We start from the raw sequence: 13,914 nt of genomic DNA, 5'->3' as shown, positions 1-13,914 counted from the left end.
GTTCGCGGGGGATTCACGCGGAAGTGGCTCAGTGGTAGAGCATCACCTTGCCAAGGTGAGGGTCGCGGGTTCGAATCCCGTCTTCCGCTCGGAGTCAAACTCCTGGTGGAGTGGCCGAGAGGCGAGGCAGCGGCCTGCAAAGCCGTCTACACGGGTTCAAATCCCGTCTCCACCTCGGTGGTACAACGGACTCTCCTGGGTCCGGTAAAGTTAAGTGCGCCATGCGGAAGTGGCTCAGTGGTAGAGCATCACCTTGCCAAGGTGAGGGTCGCGGGTTCGAATCCCGTCTTCCGCTCTGAGTGACAACTCAACAAGGACGATTAGCTCAGCGGGAGAGCGCTTCCCTGACACGGAAGAGGTCACTGGTTCAATCCCAGTATCGTCCACCCACGCTCTTCGGAAGTCAGACCGGGTTTCGGTCCGGTCCGGACAGCGGTCAAGCCCCAGCGAACGGCAAGCGCCGGACGACTGGGGCTTCTTCGTTTCGCGGGCCGGCCCCCGCCTTCCCGGGCAAAGCCCGCCCCGCGGCTCCAGACGCTCATCCTCAGGCGGTCGCCCATCGGACCGGCGGCCCCAGGGCCTGTACGGAGTTCTGGCCAGCGGCTCGTACTCGTCCGGTCAGGTCACGTCCCACAGGCTGCCGGTACGGAACCGCCACCTCACCGCGTTGAACAGCCGCCGCAGCTCCGATCTCGGGCCGCGCTCATCCAGCGGTCGATCAGGGACCATTCTTCGCCGGTGAGTTCTCCCCGCCATGTTCGATGGCCTACCAGGGCCACCGGCCATACTCCCCCGGGCTGTCGCGCGGCCTGCGTCAGTGCCTTGATGTCGGGAATTCGGTGTATCGCGGGCGTATCGAAAAGCGCATACGCCACCGCAACAGTCCTCCGTCTTCAGTAGAGGCACCGACCACATGGTGGTGATCGGCTGCCGACGGCGGTCGCGGTCAGACCTGCAGCGGTCGGTTCGTCGTCAGGAAAGGACCGTGATCATGGACTCTGTGGGTGGCGTCGGCCGGCGGCGGCTGCTCGGGTGGAGCGGGCTCGCGGCGGCCGGCGTGGTGGCGGCCGGCGTGCCGCTGGTGGGCGGCCGGCCCGGCAACCGGCAGCACCGTCCGGCCGCGACCGGCCCTGGCATCCCGCCGGACACCCGTCCCGGCGGAGCCTACGACCGGTACGTGGCGAAGCTGGCCGCGGAGGGCAGGTTCTCCGGCGTGGTGCTGCTGTCGCACCGGGGCCGGACGGTGCTGTCCCGCAGCTACGGCATGGCGGACAAGGAGAAGGGGATCCGCAATCACGAAGGCATCGCGTTCAGCCTCAGTTCGGCGGGCAAGCCGTTCGGCGCGGTGGCCATCCTGCAGCTGGTGCAGCAGGGCAAGGTGAAGCTGTCGGACACGGTGGGCACCCACCTGACGGGCTACGCCAAGGACGTCGCCGACCAGGTGACCGTCCACCACCTGCTCTCCGGCACCTCCGGGCTGAACACCCCGGAGGAGGACCCGCAGCGCATCTTCCGGAGCCGGGAGGAGGTGCACGAGTTCTACGAGCGGTGGGCCCGGAAGGCGAAGCTGGTGGCCGCCCCCGGCACCCCCACCGAACACGCCGGCGCCGACGTCGTCATCCCGGCGCTGATCGTGGAGGCGGTGACCGGCAGGACGTACTGGGACTACGTCGAGGAGAACATCTTCAAGCGCTGCGGCATGACCGGCTCGGCGTTCTACACCAGGCGGCAGTGGCTCACCGATGCGCACATCGCGCACCCTCACATGAGGCTGGCTGACGGCAGCGTGGTGGACGCCGTCCGCAACCTGGGCAAGAGCAGCTCGAACCAGTCCACGCCGGGCAAGAACCCGGGCCGCGGCTTCATCGACGTCCCCGGGGACGGGGGGTTCGCCACCGCACCGGATCTGGTCCGGTTCGCGCACGCCCTGAGCGAAGGCACGGTGCTGGAACGGCCCTACGCCGAGGTGCTGACCGCGGCCAAGTCCCCCCACGGGCCGCAGTCGTTCGGGGCCTACCACATGGCGGTCCGCATCGTCAGCGGTCAGTGGGTGCACGGGCGCGCCGGCGCCAACCCCGGTGTCGGCGCCAGCTGGAACATCTACCCGTACACCGGCTGGGTCGGTGTCATCCTCAGCAACACCGACGGCGGGACGCTGCAGGAGGTGACCGAGCGGGAGGTACAGGCTGTCACCGGCGGCACGCCTGGCGGCGGGGGCGGGGGCGGCTGAGGTGGTCCGGCGGTCGACACGCTGAGGGGCACGGCGTTGCCCGCCCTGACTTCGCGTGCGTCCCGGCTCGGCGCAGCGGACGTCGCCGCCAGGTGATCGACTCCGCGGCCACACCTTTGAGAGGCCTTTCGAGCGAGCGAGGAGTGGGTCATGGATCGCATGGTGGAGATCGCCATTCCGGTCTACAACGAGCAGCACGTGCTGGCGTGCAGCGTGCGCAGACTGCACGCCTATCTGGAAGAGACGTTCCCCTACCGGTTTCGGATCACGATCGCCGACAACGCCAGCGTCGACGGAACGTGGCAGGTCGCGCAGGAGCTGGAGACCGAACTGCACGGGGTCCGGGCGGTACGGCTGGAGCAGAAGGGCCGCGGACGGGCGCTGCGGCATGTGTGGAGCCACAGCGACGCCGACGTGGTCGCCTACATGGACGTGGATCTGTCCACCGACCTGGACGCCTTCTTTCCGCTGGTGGCGCCGCTGATCTCCGGGCACAGCGATCTGGCCATCGGGACCCGGCTGACGCGCGGGTCGGCGGTGGTGCGCGGCCCGAGACGGGAGCTGATCTCCCGGGGTTACAACGTGTTGTTGCGCACGACGCTGGCGGCCCGCTTCACCGACGCCCAATGTGGTTTCAAGGCCGCGCGGACCGTGATCGCCAGGGCGTTGCTGCCGTCGGTGCAGGACGAGAAGTGGTTCTTCGACACCGAGTTGCTGCTGCTGGCCGAGTGCAACGGGCTGCGCATCCACGAGGTGCCGGTGGACTGGGTCGACGACCCCGACAGCCGGGTGGACGTCCTGCGAACCGCGCTGGATGACGTGAAGGGCATGGCCCGGGTGGCGCGGCGCATGCTGACGGGCGCGTTCGACGCCCCGGTGGAGAGCCGGCCGCGGCCGCGGCTGCCGGCGGGGATGGCCCGGCAACTGCCGACTTTCGCGATCATCGGGGTGTTCAGCACGATCGCTCAGCTGGTGCTGTTCGTGCTGCTGCGCATGGTGATGGGGCCGCTGTGGGCGAACGCGGTCTCGCTGTCGATCACCACTGTCGGCAACACCGCCGCCAACCGCCGGTTCACCTTCGGGGTGACGGGCCGGGAACGGGCGTTCAGGCAGCAGCTGGAGGGCGGTCTGGCGTTCCTGCTCGGACTGGCGCTGAGCACCGGCTGTCTGGCCCTGCTGCACGCACTGGCGCCCGAGGCGCCACGGGCCGTCGAGATCGCCGCGCTGGTGACCGCCAACGGGGTCGCGACGCTGGTGCGGTTCCTTCTGATGCGCACCTGGATCTTCCATCCACGGCGCCTGGGGCGCCGGTCGGCCCCGGCCGATCCGACCGTCGGCACGGCCCGGAAGGACGAGGTCGCATGACCATCCGCGTACGTCGTGCACAGACGCCCTCCGATCCGCCGGGCCCGTCTGACGGGCCCCGCTCGTATGCCGCATCGGGGTGGCTGCGCCGGCTGGCCTTGGGCGGGCCTGAAGATCCGCGCTGGTCGCGTCCGGCGCTCTGGGGCGTGCTGTCGGCGGCTTTCGTGCTGTACGCGTGGAACCTGTGGTCGGCCGGCTACGCCAACTCCTACTACTCGGCGGCGGTCAAGAGCGGCACCGGGAGCTGGAAGGCGTTCTTCTTCGGGGCCCTGGACTCCGAGTCGTTCATCACCGTGGACAAGCCTCCTATGGCGCTGTGGGCGATGGGCCTGCTCGCCCGCGTCCTGGGGTTCGGGACGTGGAGCCTGATGTTGCCGCAGGTGCTGGCCGGGGTGGCCGCCGTCGCGGTGCTGCACGCCACGGTACGGCGCGCGGCCGGGTTTCCGGCGGCGCTGATCGCTGCCGGGGTGCTGGCGCTGACCCCGATCACGGTGGCCATCAACCGCGACAACAATCCCGACACGCTGCTGGTGCTGTGGCTGGTGCTGGCCGCGTGGTCGTGTCAGCGCGCGATCGAGTCGGGACGCCTGCGCTGGCTGCTGGCCTCGGCCGCGTTCGTGGGGTGCGGGTTCAACACCAAGATGCTGCAGGCGTTCGTGGTCGTCCCGGCGCTGGCGGTGGCCTACCTGGTGGCGGCCAGGCCGGGCGTGCCGCGCCGGGTGGGACATCTGCTGGCGGCGGGTGCGGTGCTGGTGGTGTCGAGTTCCTGGTGGATGGTGGTGGTCGACCTGATCCCGTCCGAAAGTCGTCCGTTCATCGGAGGCAGCACCGACGGCACCGTGCGTGACCTCGTCATCGGCTTCAACGGCCTGGGCCGGATCTTCGGCCTGGAGACGCCCGGCGGCGGCCGGGGCGGCGGGGGCTTCGGCGGCGCCCCAGGCGCGGGACGGATGTTCAACGACATGGTCGGCGGTCAGATCTCCTGGCTGCTGCCGTTCGCGATGCTCGCGCTGATCGCGGGGGGCGTGCTGCTGTGGAAGCGGTCGCGCACCGACCTGGCCCGGGCCGGGCTGGTGCTGTGGGGCGGCTGGCTGGCGATGTACTGGGCGGCGTTCAGCTTCGCCAAGGGCGTGTTCCACCCGTACTACACCACGTCGCTGGCCCCCGCGATCGCCGTACTGGCCGGAGTGGGCGGGGTGTTGTTGTACGACGCGTACCGGGGGCCGGTCCGGTGGTCGTGGGTGCTGCCCGTGGGCGTCGCGGTCACGGGGGCGTGGTCGTTCGCGCTGCTGAACCGGACGCCCGACTGGAATCCATGGCTGCGCTGGGTGATCGTGGCGGCGACCGTGCTGGCGGTGCTCGCGCTGGTGGCCGCGCGGCTGCCGTGGGCGCGGGGTCACGGCCTCGTCGTCGCGTCGATGACGTTCACGCTGGTCGCGGCCCTGGCAGGTCCGGGGGCGTACGCGGCGGTGACCGCGTTCGGCGGCGGCAACACCAGCGGCAACGCGCTGGCGGGTCCGTACGCGGCGCAGGCCGGGAACGGTCAGGCCGGGAACGGTCAGGCGCCGCCCCAGGGGCGGGGCGGCATGCTGGTGGTCGGCGGGCCGGCCGGTGAGTTGAGCGACGACATGGTCGGCTACCTGCTCAAGCACCGGGGCGGTGCGCGCTGGCTGGTCGCCGTGGTCAGTGCCCAGCAGGCGTCGTCGATCATCCTGTCGACCGGCGAGCCGGTGATCGCGATGGGCGGCTTCACCGGGCAGGACCCGGCGATGACGGTGGCCGGGCTGCAGGAGTACGTCGGCAGGGGCGAACTGCGCCACATCGTGATCAACGGGGCGGGTCAGAGCGGCCCGATGAGCGGCGACCCCGCCATCGCCTCATGGGTGCGGAAGAACGGCACGAGGGTTCCCGCGAGCGCGTACGGCGGCAGGGCCGACGAGGGCGGCGGTGAGCTGTACCGGCTCGGCTGAGGGGGAAGGCCGAGCGGGCGGATCACGGCCAGGGGTCGGACGGCTCCTGCTCGATCGTCGTCACCCTCGCGTCCCCCGGCCGCTCCAGTGGCGTACGGCGATCAGGGGTCGGGTCTTCGCCGGTGCCGGCGGCGTCGAGTGATCGCAGGGCCGCCTGGGTGCCGGCGATCAGCTCGGGGTCGCCTTCGGCCGTGCGCAGGGCCAGGGCTTCCTGCAGCGCCTCGCGGGCCTCCTGCTTGCGTCCCAGGTCGGCAAGGGTCTTGCCGAGATGCTGGAGCGGGAAGCACACCATCTCGGGTGCTTCCTTCCTGGCAAGGGCGAGCGTCGCGCGGCACAGGGTTTCCGAGGTTGCCGCGTCACCTGCGTACCGATGGGCGTCGGCCAGGTTGAGCGACGCGGCGATCCGCCTGCCGGTCGTGTCCGCCAGGTCGAGCGCACGGCGGAGGCAGCGGATCGCGTCGCCGTACTCGCCCAGGACCAGCAGCCCGATCCCGATCGCGCGCAGCGTGCCGTGGTCGGCGGGGTCCTGGGCGCGGGCCGCGTCCACGAGTGCGGTGAGCCGGCCACGGTCGCGGGGGACCATCCGTTGGCGTTCGTCGTAGGTGACGAGCTGGTTGATCTCTTGGAAGAGCACGGCCCGGGTCACAGGTATTCGTGGGGGCCGGTGGGCACGGGTTCGCCGGCGGGCGGGTCGTCGTCGGACAGGCCGGTGAGGATGACGGCGAGTTCGGCGCGGGTGTGGATGCCGAGCTTGCGGTAGATGCGGGCGAGATGGGTGTCCACGGTGCGCTTGCTGATCGACAGCGTCGTGGCCACCTCCAGGTTGCTCATCCCGCGCAGCACCAGGTCGGTGACCCGGCGTTCGCCGACGGTCAGCACGTGGTCGTCCTGGCCGGGGACGAGGGCGGCGGCGCGGGCCGGGGCGGTGGCGGCGCGGTGCTTGTCGGCCAGGGCGGCCAGGCGGCCCGCGCCGCAGTCGGCGGCCAGCCGCAGCGCCAGGGCCAGCGTCTCGTGGGCCTTGCCGTCGTCGCCGGCCTGGCGCTGGGCGATGCCGAGGCGGAGCAGGGCCCTGGCGTGTTCGAGCCGGGCGCCCCGGTTGCCCAGCAGGGCGACGGCCTCGTGCAGCATGTCGAGCCGGACCCGTCCCTCGTGGGCGAGGCTGCCTGCGCTGAGCGCGCGGGCGACGACGGTGGGCGCGCCCCAGGCGCGGGCCAGCTCCAGCTCCCGTTCGGCCACCATGCGGGCCGCCGAGCGCTCCCCGGACAGGACGTAGGCCAGGATCGAGTTCGTGCCCCAGGGCACGCAGGCGGGGTTGGTGATGCCGGCGGCGGTCAGGCGGCGGCCGCACTCCAGCAGGGTCAGCAGGCCGTCGCGCGGGCGGCCCTGGGCGAGCCGGAGGCGGCCCAGGGCGTCGAGGGCCTGTCCGGAGATCATCGGGTGCCAGTCGCCGTACGGGGCGACGGACTTCAGCGCCGACTCCGCGGCCTCCAGGTCGCCGAACTCCACCAGCACCCGGGCGGCGCAGGCGGCGGCGGCCACGTGGAACCCCTCGGCCTGGCACTCGCGCGCGCTGACGACGGCGGCCTCGGCGTCGGCCAGCCCGGCCTCCAGGCTGCCGAGCTGGTAGCGCACCTCGGCCCGGGTCAGCAGCGCCAGCGCCAGGCCGGTGCCGGAGCCGGCCTCCTGGGTCTCGCTGACCAGGCGTTCGGCCCAGTAGGAGGCCTCGTCGAGGCGGTCGCCCCACACCAGCGGCAGCACGGCGGCCGCCGGCACCGGGCCCTGGCCGTCGAGGCAGCGCCGGGTCTGGGCGAGCGTGCGCGGCAGGCTGCGGCCCCGCGCGCCGGTGGCCAGGGCCAGCACGCTGAGGAACTCCCTGGCCGCCGGGCTGACCAGCGTGCCGAGGGAGCGTCCGAGCCGGCGCAGGCCGAGCCGTCCGGCCGAGCGGCCCCACAGCAGCGCCTGGGCGGCGAGCACGAGCAGCAGGTCCGCGCCGCCGAACTGCGGGGCGGCGGCGGCGCTCTCGGCCGCGCCGGCGAAGACCTCGGCGGCCTCGGCGGAGTTCGCGGTGACCAGGATGTCGGCGAACGGCGCCAGCGACATCAGGGCGTGCGGGGCCATCCTGACCCGGCCGTAGGCGGTGCGCAGGTGGCGCAGGCAGGCGGGCAGGTCGCGGTGCTTCTCCACGGCGCCCAGCTCGGCGGTGACCTCCAGCACGGTGTCCTGGTCGTCGGTCTCGGCCAGCGCGCGGTGCAGGTAGCCGGTCGCGTCCTCCCACGAGTGCCTGGCGGCGGCCTCGACGGCGGCTTCGCGCAGCACGGTGACGGTGAGCGGGTCGCCGGTCGGGCCGGCCGACATCAGGTGGCGGGCCGAGCGGCGCAGCGGCGCGCCCAGCCGGTACAGCAGCGACGCGGTACGGCGGTGCAGCCGGTCGCGCTCGCCCGGGTCCATCCCGGCCAGCACGGCCTGCTGGATGCGCGGATGGGCGAAGCGGTCGGGCGGCGTGCCGGTGACCAGCCCGGCGCGGCGCAGCGTCTCCCCCGCCGCCCTGGCGGTGTCCTGGCCATGCCCGGCGATCATGGAGGCGACCTCCATGCCGTCCTCGGGCGCGACGATGGCCAGGCTGCGCAGCAGGTCGACGCCCGCGGCGTCCACGCCGGAGCCGCTGCCGGACAACCAGCCGAGCGCGGTCTCGGTCAGCGCCAGCGCGCCGATCTCCAGCACCCGGGGCAGCTCGGCGCGCACCGGGCGCACGCCGGACCGGCCGAGCCGCCCGGCCAGCTCCCGCAGCAGCAGCGGGTTGCCCTGGGTGAGCCGGTGGCAGGCGGCGGCGACCTCCTCGCCGATCTCGTCCCCGGTCTCCTTCCCGCCGCCGAGCACGGACTCCATGAGCCGGGCGGCGCATTGGGCGCACAGGGGCGCGGGCCGCAGCAGCCGCGTGTACGGCAGCGCCGCCAGGTCTCTGACCAGGTCGTCGGGGCCGCCGGAGTCGGCGGTGGTGTCGGCGGTGGTGAGGACCATCGCGATGGGCAGGCCGTCGAGCCGCCGGGCGATGTAGGAGCACCACTGGGAGGACTGCGGATCGGTGTGGTGCACGTCGTCGACGGCGATGATCAGCGGCCGGTCGCCCGTGAAGGACCGGGTGGCCCGGTAGAGGCCGTGCAGCAGGTCGGGGGTGACGGGATGGCCCCGGTCGAGGCCGCCGCCCAGGTCGGGCCCGACGACGGAGCTCCCGCCGGACGGCGGCGCGCGCCCGGCGGTCATGAGCGGTTCGAAGAGCTGGCGGACGACGCCGAACGGGTGGTCGTGCTCGGTGGGATGCCCCCGGGCCATCAGCAGCAGCGCCCCCACCTCGCCCCTGGCCGCCAGCGCGGCGTTGAGCAAGGTCGTCTTGCCCATGCCCCGGGACCCCTGGATCAGCAGGACGGAGGGACCGCCGGCACGGACCCTCGACAGCGCCTCCCGCATCGTGGCGGTCTCGACGTCACGGTGTAGCAGCGGCTGTCCCGAAGACATCGCCACTCCCCACAGTTCGGCCCCCCTGAAACTGTCCACCAGGATCATGCCGCCTCAGGCGGGCGGGCTGTCAATACCTAGGCGCACGAATCCGACTAATCCGGACTATTGGCACCAGGTTCAACAGCCGGCCCACGCCGGGGCGCATGCGCATTCCCGACGGACCAATACGTATTTTCCCCCGTCGTACCGATGAAATGCGTACGCCGGAATTACGTCTTTACACCGGATCCGGCCCGATGCGACTCTGCGATCAACCGATATGGACCCGATACGGGGAGGGCCATGGACCGCCCACGTCTCAAGGCGCACTTCACACCCCAGGTGATCGACGGGTCGAAGGTGTTTCTCCTGGCCGAGGGGCAGCACTACCTCGTCCAGTCGGCGGGGGCCGGGAAACTCCTTCCCTACCTGGACGGACGGCGTACCGTCGCGGAGATCGCGAGCGCGCTGAGCGACGAAGTGCCGCTGCCGCAGACGCTCATCGCCATTCGCAAATTCGCCGCATTCGGCCATCTCGCCAATGGCCGCCCGGATTGGCCGGACGGCACGCTGGCATTCTGGGACGCGCAGGGAATTGACCCGGTCCACGCCCACGACGCGCTCTCCCACGCCGAATTCACCGTCGTGGCCTGCGCGGGGGCCGACGCCGCGCCGCTGCTCCCGGTGCTGCGCGAGCACGGATTACGTATGCGTACGGCCGGTGTGGAGGAGGCGGCCGCCGAGCCCGGAGGGACGATGTCGGTCGTGGTGGCCGGCGACTACCTCGACCCGGCGCTCGACCGGCTCAACGCCGCCTACCTGGCCGCCGGGCACCCGTGGGCGCTGGTGAAGCCGGGCGGGATCACGCTCTGGGTCGGCCCGGTGCTCCAGCCGGGACGTACCGGCTGCTGGGCCTGCCTGGCGCAGCGGCTGGCCGGGAACCGGCAGGTCGAGCGGTACCTGGCGGGCAAGCGCGGCGGCGGGACGCCCTTCCACCCGGCGCGGGAGTCGGCGCCCGCCGGTCCGGCCGTGGCGGGCGGGCTGCTGGCCGTGGAGCTGGCGCGGATCGCCGCGGGGGCGGCCTCCTCGCGGCTGGAGGGCCGGATGACCACCGTCGACCTGCGCACGCTCGGCGTCATGGAGCACACCCTGGTCCGGCTGCCGCAGTGCCCGGCCTGCGGCGATCCCACGCTGATCAGCCAGCGCAGCCCCAAGGTCGCGCTGTCGGCGCGCAGCGCCCGGCACGTCACCGACGGCGGCTACCGCATCGAGCCGCCCGCGCGTACCTACGCCCGGCTGGAGAAGCACATCAGCCCGCTGATCGGCGCGGTCACCCGGCTGCACACCTTCGCCGAGCAGGACAACGGCGTCACCTACAGCTTCACCGCCGGCCACAACTTCGCCATGATCGGCGACAACATGGACCTGCTGCGGCGCAACCTGCGGGGGCAGAGCGGCGGCAAGGGCCGGACCGAGGTGCAGGCCAGGGTGAGCGCGCTGTGCGAGGCCATCGAGCGCTACTCGGGGGTCTGGCGCGGCGAGGAGCCGGTCACCGAGGCCGCCTACGCCGACCTCGACCCGGCGGTGGCCGTCCACCCGGAGTCGCTGCTGCACTTCTCCGACGCCCAGTACGCCGGCCGCGAGGAGTGGAACAAGGACCCCGCGCACCGGCTGCACCTGGTGCCCGAGCGGTTCCGTACGGACCTGCCGGTCGACTGGTCGCCCGCCTGGTCGCTGACCGAGGAACGAGAGCGGCTGGTGCCCTCCGGCTACGCCTGGTACGGCCACCCCGACCTGGAGCGCCACTTCTACTGCGTGGGCGACTCCAACGGCAACGCCTCGGGCAACTCGATCGAGGAGGCCGTCCTGCAGGGCTTCTGCGAGCTGGTCGAGCGCGACGCGGTGGCCCTGTGGTGGTACAACCGGGCCCGGCGGCCGGCCTTCGACCTGGACTCGCTGCGCGACCCGTACGTCGACACCGTGCGCGAGTTCTACCGCGGCATGGACCGCGACCTGTGGCTGCTGGACATCACGACCGACCTCGGCATCCCGGCGTTCGTCGGGGTCTCGCACCGGTTGGGGCACCCGGTGGAGGACGTCATCGTCGGGTTCGGCGCCCACCTCGACCCGCGGATCGCCGCCATCAGGACGCTGACCGAGGTCAACCAGTTCCTGCCCTCGGTGGAGCGGCGCGACGAGCACGGCGAGACGCTCTACCTGGACGACGACGTCGCCACGCTGGCCTGGTGGAAGGAGACCAAGCTGGCCGAGGAGCCGTGGCTGGTGCCCGACCGCGCCGCGCGTCCCCGCACCCTGGCCGACTACGCCCGCTCGGACGGCGGCGACCTGGCCGGCGACGTGCAGACCTGCGTGGCCAGGGCCGCCGCGGCCGGGATCGAGGTCATCGCGCTCGACCAGAGCCGCCCGGACCTGGAGCTCAGCGTGGTCCGGGTGATCGCGCCCGGCATGCGGCACTTCTGGCGGCGGCTCGGCCCCGGCCGGCTGTACGACGTGCCGGTCTCGCTCGGCTGGATCCCCGAGCCCCGCGCCGAGGACGAGCTCAACCCGACCAGCGTCTTCTTCTGACCGGTTCGCGAGGCCCCCGCGTGACGGAGAGGAGCGGGCCATGGACGAGACCAAGCTGCGGCTACGGCGGGACGCGGAGCTGACCGAGGCGGACGGGCAGGTGCGCATCTCCGCGCCGGCCGGCTCGCTCGGCCTGCGCGGGCTCGACGCCGGGACCACGGCCGCCCTGCGGATCCTGGCCGGCGGCGACGCGGGCGAGACCGCCCTGGCGGCGACGGTGGGCGAGGCCGGGCTGCTGCGCTGGAACCTGCTGGTACGCCGCCTGTCCAGAGCCGGCCTGCTGGAGTACGCCGCGGCGGGGGCCCGGCTGCGCCCGGTCGGCGCCGGGAGCGTGGAGCCCGCGCCCGCGCCGGCGGCGGACACGCCGATCAGGCTGTCGCGCTTCGCCGTCGTCACCGCCGGGGAGGGCGTGCTGACCGTGCGCTCCCCGCGCAGCCCGGCGGTGGTCGAGCTGTCGGCCGCCGCCTGCGGGCTGCTCGGCGCGCTGGCGTCCTGGACGACCCCGGCGGACCTGGCGGACGGCGGCCAGGAGGGGAACCAGGGGTGGGGGCAGGTGCTGCGGTTCCTGGCGGCGGCGGGCGTGCTGGCCACCGGCCCCGAGGACGACGACCTGCGCCAGGCCCAGTGGCACCCGCGCGACCTGTGGCTGCACGCCCACAGCCGCGGCCCGCGCTGGACCGGCCGCTACGGCGGCACGTACGCCTTCACCCCCCGCTTCGACCCGGTGCCCGCCGATCCCCCGCCGTTCACCGGCGAGCGGATCGAGCTGCCCCGCCCCGACCTGGAGCTGCTGGCCAAGACCGACCCCAGCCTGACCGACACGCTGGAACGCCGCCGCTCCCTGCGCGAGCACGACCCGGCCGCGCCCATCACGCTGACCCAGCTCGGCGAGCTGCTCTACCGGACGATGCGGCGGCGGGCCGTGTTCACCTCGCCGGACGGCCAGGAGCTGGCCGACCGGCCCTACCCCTCCGGCGGCTCGGTGCACGAGCTGGAGGTCTATCCGCTGATCGTGTCCTGCCAGGGGGCCGAGCCGGGGCTGTGGCACTACGACACCGCCGGGCACGCCCTGGAGCTGGTCTCGCCGCCCACGCCCGCCGTGCGGGCGCTGGTCGAGCGGGCCAGATCGGCGGCCCAGCTCAGCGGCGACCCGCAGGTGGTGCTGACCGTCACCGCCCGCTTCGGCCGGGTGATGTGGAAGTACGAGACGATCGGCTACTCGCTGGTCCTCAAGCACGTGGGCGTGCTCTACCAGACGCTCTACCTGGCCGGCACGGCCATGGACCTGGCCGTGTGCGCGCTGGGCGGCGGGGACGCCGCCGACTTCGCGCTGGCCAGCGGCCTGGACTACCTGACCGAGGGCAGCGTCGGCGAGCTGATCGTCGGCAGCCGGGGGTGATGGGCACATGACGGCACGACGGCCGGCCGACGGCCGCTTCCAGGGGACGGCGTGATGAAGTTCCGGTTCAAGGCGTTGCAGCGCATGCGGGAGCCCGACGAGCTGGACTCGCCGACGCTGCTGGCCTCCCCGCGCGGGTGGATCGCCACGTTCGTGGTGCTGATCATCGTGGTGGCCGCGGGGGTGTGGTTCTTCGCCGGGCGGCTGCCGGTCACGGTGCCCGCGGTGGGGCTGCTGACCCATCCCGGCGGCACGGCGCGACTGCAGAGCCCGTACGGCGGGACGGTGCGCTCGATGCTCGTCCAGCCGGCCGAGGCGGTGCGGCAGGGCCAGGCGGTGGCGGTCATCGCCGCCGACGGCGGGTCGGAGCAGGTGGTGCGCAGCCCGTTCAGCGGGCGGGTGGTCGCCGGCTCCGCCGTGCCGGGGCACGTGGTCAGGGAGGGCGAGGAGCTGCTGCTCATCGAGCGTACGGACGCGCCGGGCGACCGGCTGGTGGCGATGTTGTTCGTGCCGGTCGACCGGGCGATGGGCGTGGTGCCGGGCAAGCCGGTCGATCTGTCGGTCTCCTCGGCGCCGCCCGGCGCGTACGGGCTGCTGCGCGGCCGGGTCGCGTCGGTCAGCGCCTACCCCGTGATGACCGAGCAGGCCGCCGACCTGGTGGGCGGCGAGGACCCGGCGCGCGGCTACCTGCGGAACACGCCGTCCAGGCTGGTGATCGTGGACCTGGTGCGCGACGCCGGCACGCCGTCCGGCTACGCCTGGTCGACCAGGAAGGGGCCGCCGGTGGGCCTGCAGTCGCAGGTCTCCGTCAGCGGCGCGATCGGGCTGGGCAGCCAGACGCTGTTCGACCTGCTGCTCGGGCGCTGAGG

8 protein-coding genes and 4 tRNA genes are annotated in these 13,914 nt (G+C 72.9%); 10 read left to right on the top strand and 2 right to left on the bottom strand.

All coding sequences use genetic code 11. The annotated features are described in order from the left end of the window. Positions 1-17 precede the first annotated feature (17 nt). The 7 genes from AB0C33_RS09600 to AB0C33_RS09570 all read left to right on the top strand — a co-directional run bounded on the left by AB0C33_RS09600 (position 18) and on the right by AB0C33_RS09570 (position 5,565). Positions 18-89 (top strand) — tRNA-Gly (locus tag AB0C33_RS09600). Positions 90-104: 15 nt separating this feature from the next. Further along, a tRNA-Cys gene (locus tag AB0C33_RS09595) sits at positions 105-175 on the top strand. Positions 176-223: 48 nt separating this feature from the next. Beyond that, positions 224-295, top strand: a tRNA-Gly gene (locus AB0C33_RS09590). 19 nt (positions 296-314) lie between these two features. Further along, a tRNA-Val gene (locus AB0C33_RS09585) sits at positions 315-386 on the top strand. 605 nt (positions 387-991) lie between these two features. Next, positions 992-2,230, top strand: coding sequence for a serine hydrolase domain-containing protein (locus AB0C33_RS09580; protein ID WP_358285421.1), 1,239 nt, complete (start codon positions 992-994; stop codon positions 2,228-2,230). A 150-nt stretch (positions 2,231-2,380) separates the two neighbouring features. Continuing rightward, a complete protein-coding gene (locus AB0C33_RS09575; RefSeq protein ID WP_358285419.1) occupies positions 2,381-3,595 on the top strand; it encodes a bifunctional glycosyltransferase family 2/GtrA family protein in 1,215 nt (404 codons plus the stop codon). 146 nt (positions 3,596-3,741) lie between these two features. Further along, entirely contained in the window at positions 3,742-5,565 is a 1,824-nt protein-coding gene (locus tag AB0C33_RS09570; protein ID WP_358285417.1) for a glycosyltransferase family 39 protein, read from the top strand. A gap of 22 nt (positions 5,566-5,587) precedes the next feature. Here AB0C33_RS09570 and AB0C33_RS09565 read toward each other — a convergent pair whose 3' ends face one another. Together AB0C33_RS09565 and AB0C33_RS09560 are read right to left on the bottom strand one after the other, a co-directional pair. Next, positions 5,588-6,199 carry a tetratricopeptide repeat protein gene (locus AB0C33_RS09565; protein ID WP_358285415.1) on the bottom strand — a complete coding sequence of 204 codons (612 nt, stop codon included), beginning with the start codon at positions 6,197-6,199 and terminating at the stop codon, positions 5,588-5,590. 8 nt (positions 6,200-6,207) lie between these two features. Further along, positions 6,208-9,078 (bottom strand): AAA family ATPase, encoded by a 2,871-nt coding sequence (locus tag AB0C33_RS09560; RefSeq protein ID WP_358285414.1) that lies wholly within the window; start codon positions 9,076-9,078, stop codon positions 6,208-6,210. A 285-nt stretch (positions 9,079-9,363) separates the two neighbouring features. Between AB0C33_RS09560 and AB0C33_RS09555 the strand changes: the two genes are divergently transcribed. Genes AB0C33_RS09555 through AB0C33_RS09545 form a run of 3 tightly spaced genes read left to right on the top strand, consistent with a single transcriptional unit; the run spans position 9,364 to position 13,912 of the window. After that, the gene (locus tag AB0C33_RS09555; protein ID WP_358285412.1) at positions 9,364-11,646 is read left to right on the top strand and encodes a TOMM precursor leader peptide-binding protein; all 2,283 of its coding nucleotides are present in this window, start codon (positions 9,364-9,366) and stop codon (positions 11,644-11,646) included. Between the two features lie 40 nt (positions 11,647-11,686). Further along, positions 11,687-13,045 carry a SagB family peptide dehydrogenase gene (locus AB0C33_RS09550; RefSeq protein ID WP_358285410.1) on the top strand — a complete coding sequence of 453 codons (1,359 nt, stop codon included), beginning with the start codon at positions 11,687-11,689 and terminating at the stop codon, positions 13,043-13,045. Positions 13,046-13,099: 54 nt separating this feature from the next. After that, a complete protein-coding gene (locus tag AB0C33_RS09545; protein ID WP_358285407.1) occupies positions 13,100-13,912 on the top strand; it encodes an HlyD family efflux transporter periplasmic adaptor subunit in 813 nt (270 codons plus the stop codon). Positions 13,913-13,914 lie beyond the last annotated feature (2 nt).

Origin of the sequence: Nonomuraea sp. NPDC048881, from assembly GCF_040649795.1 — a bacterium.
Taxonomy (GTDB): domain Bacteria; phylum Actinomycetota; class Actinomycetes; order Streptosporangiales; family Streptosporangiaceae; genus Nonomuraea.
This window is presented reverse-complemented; position numbering and strand designations above follow the sequence as displayed.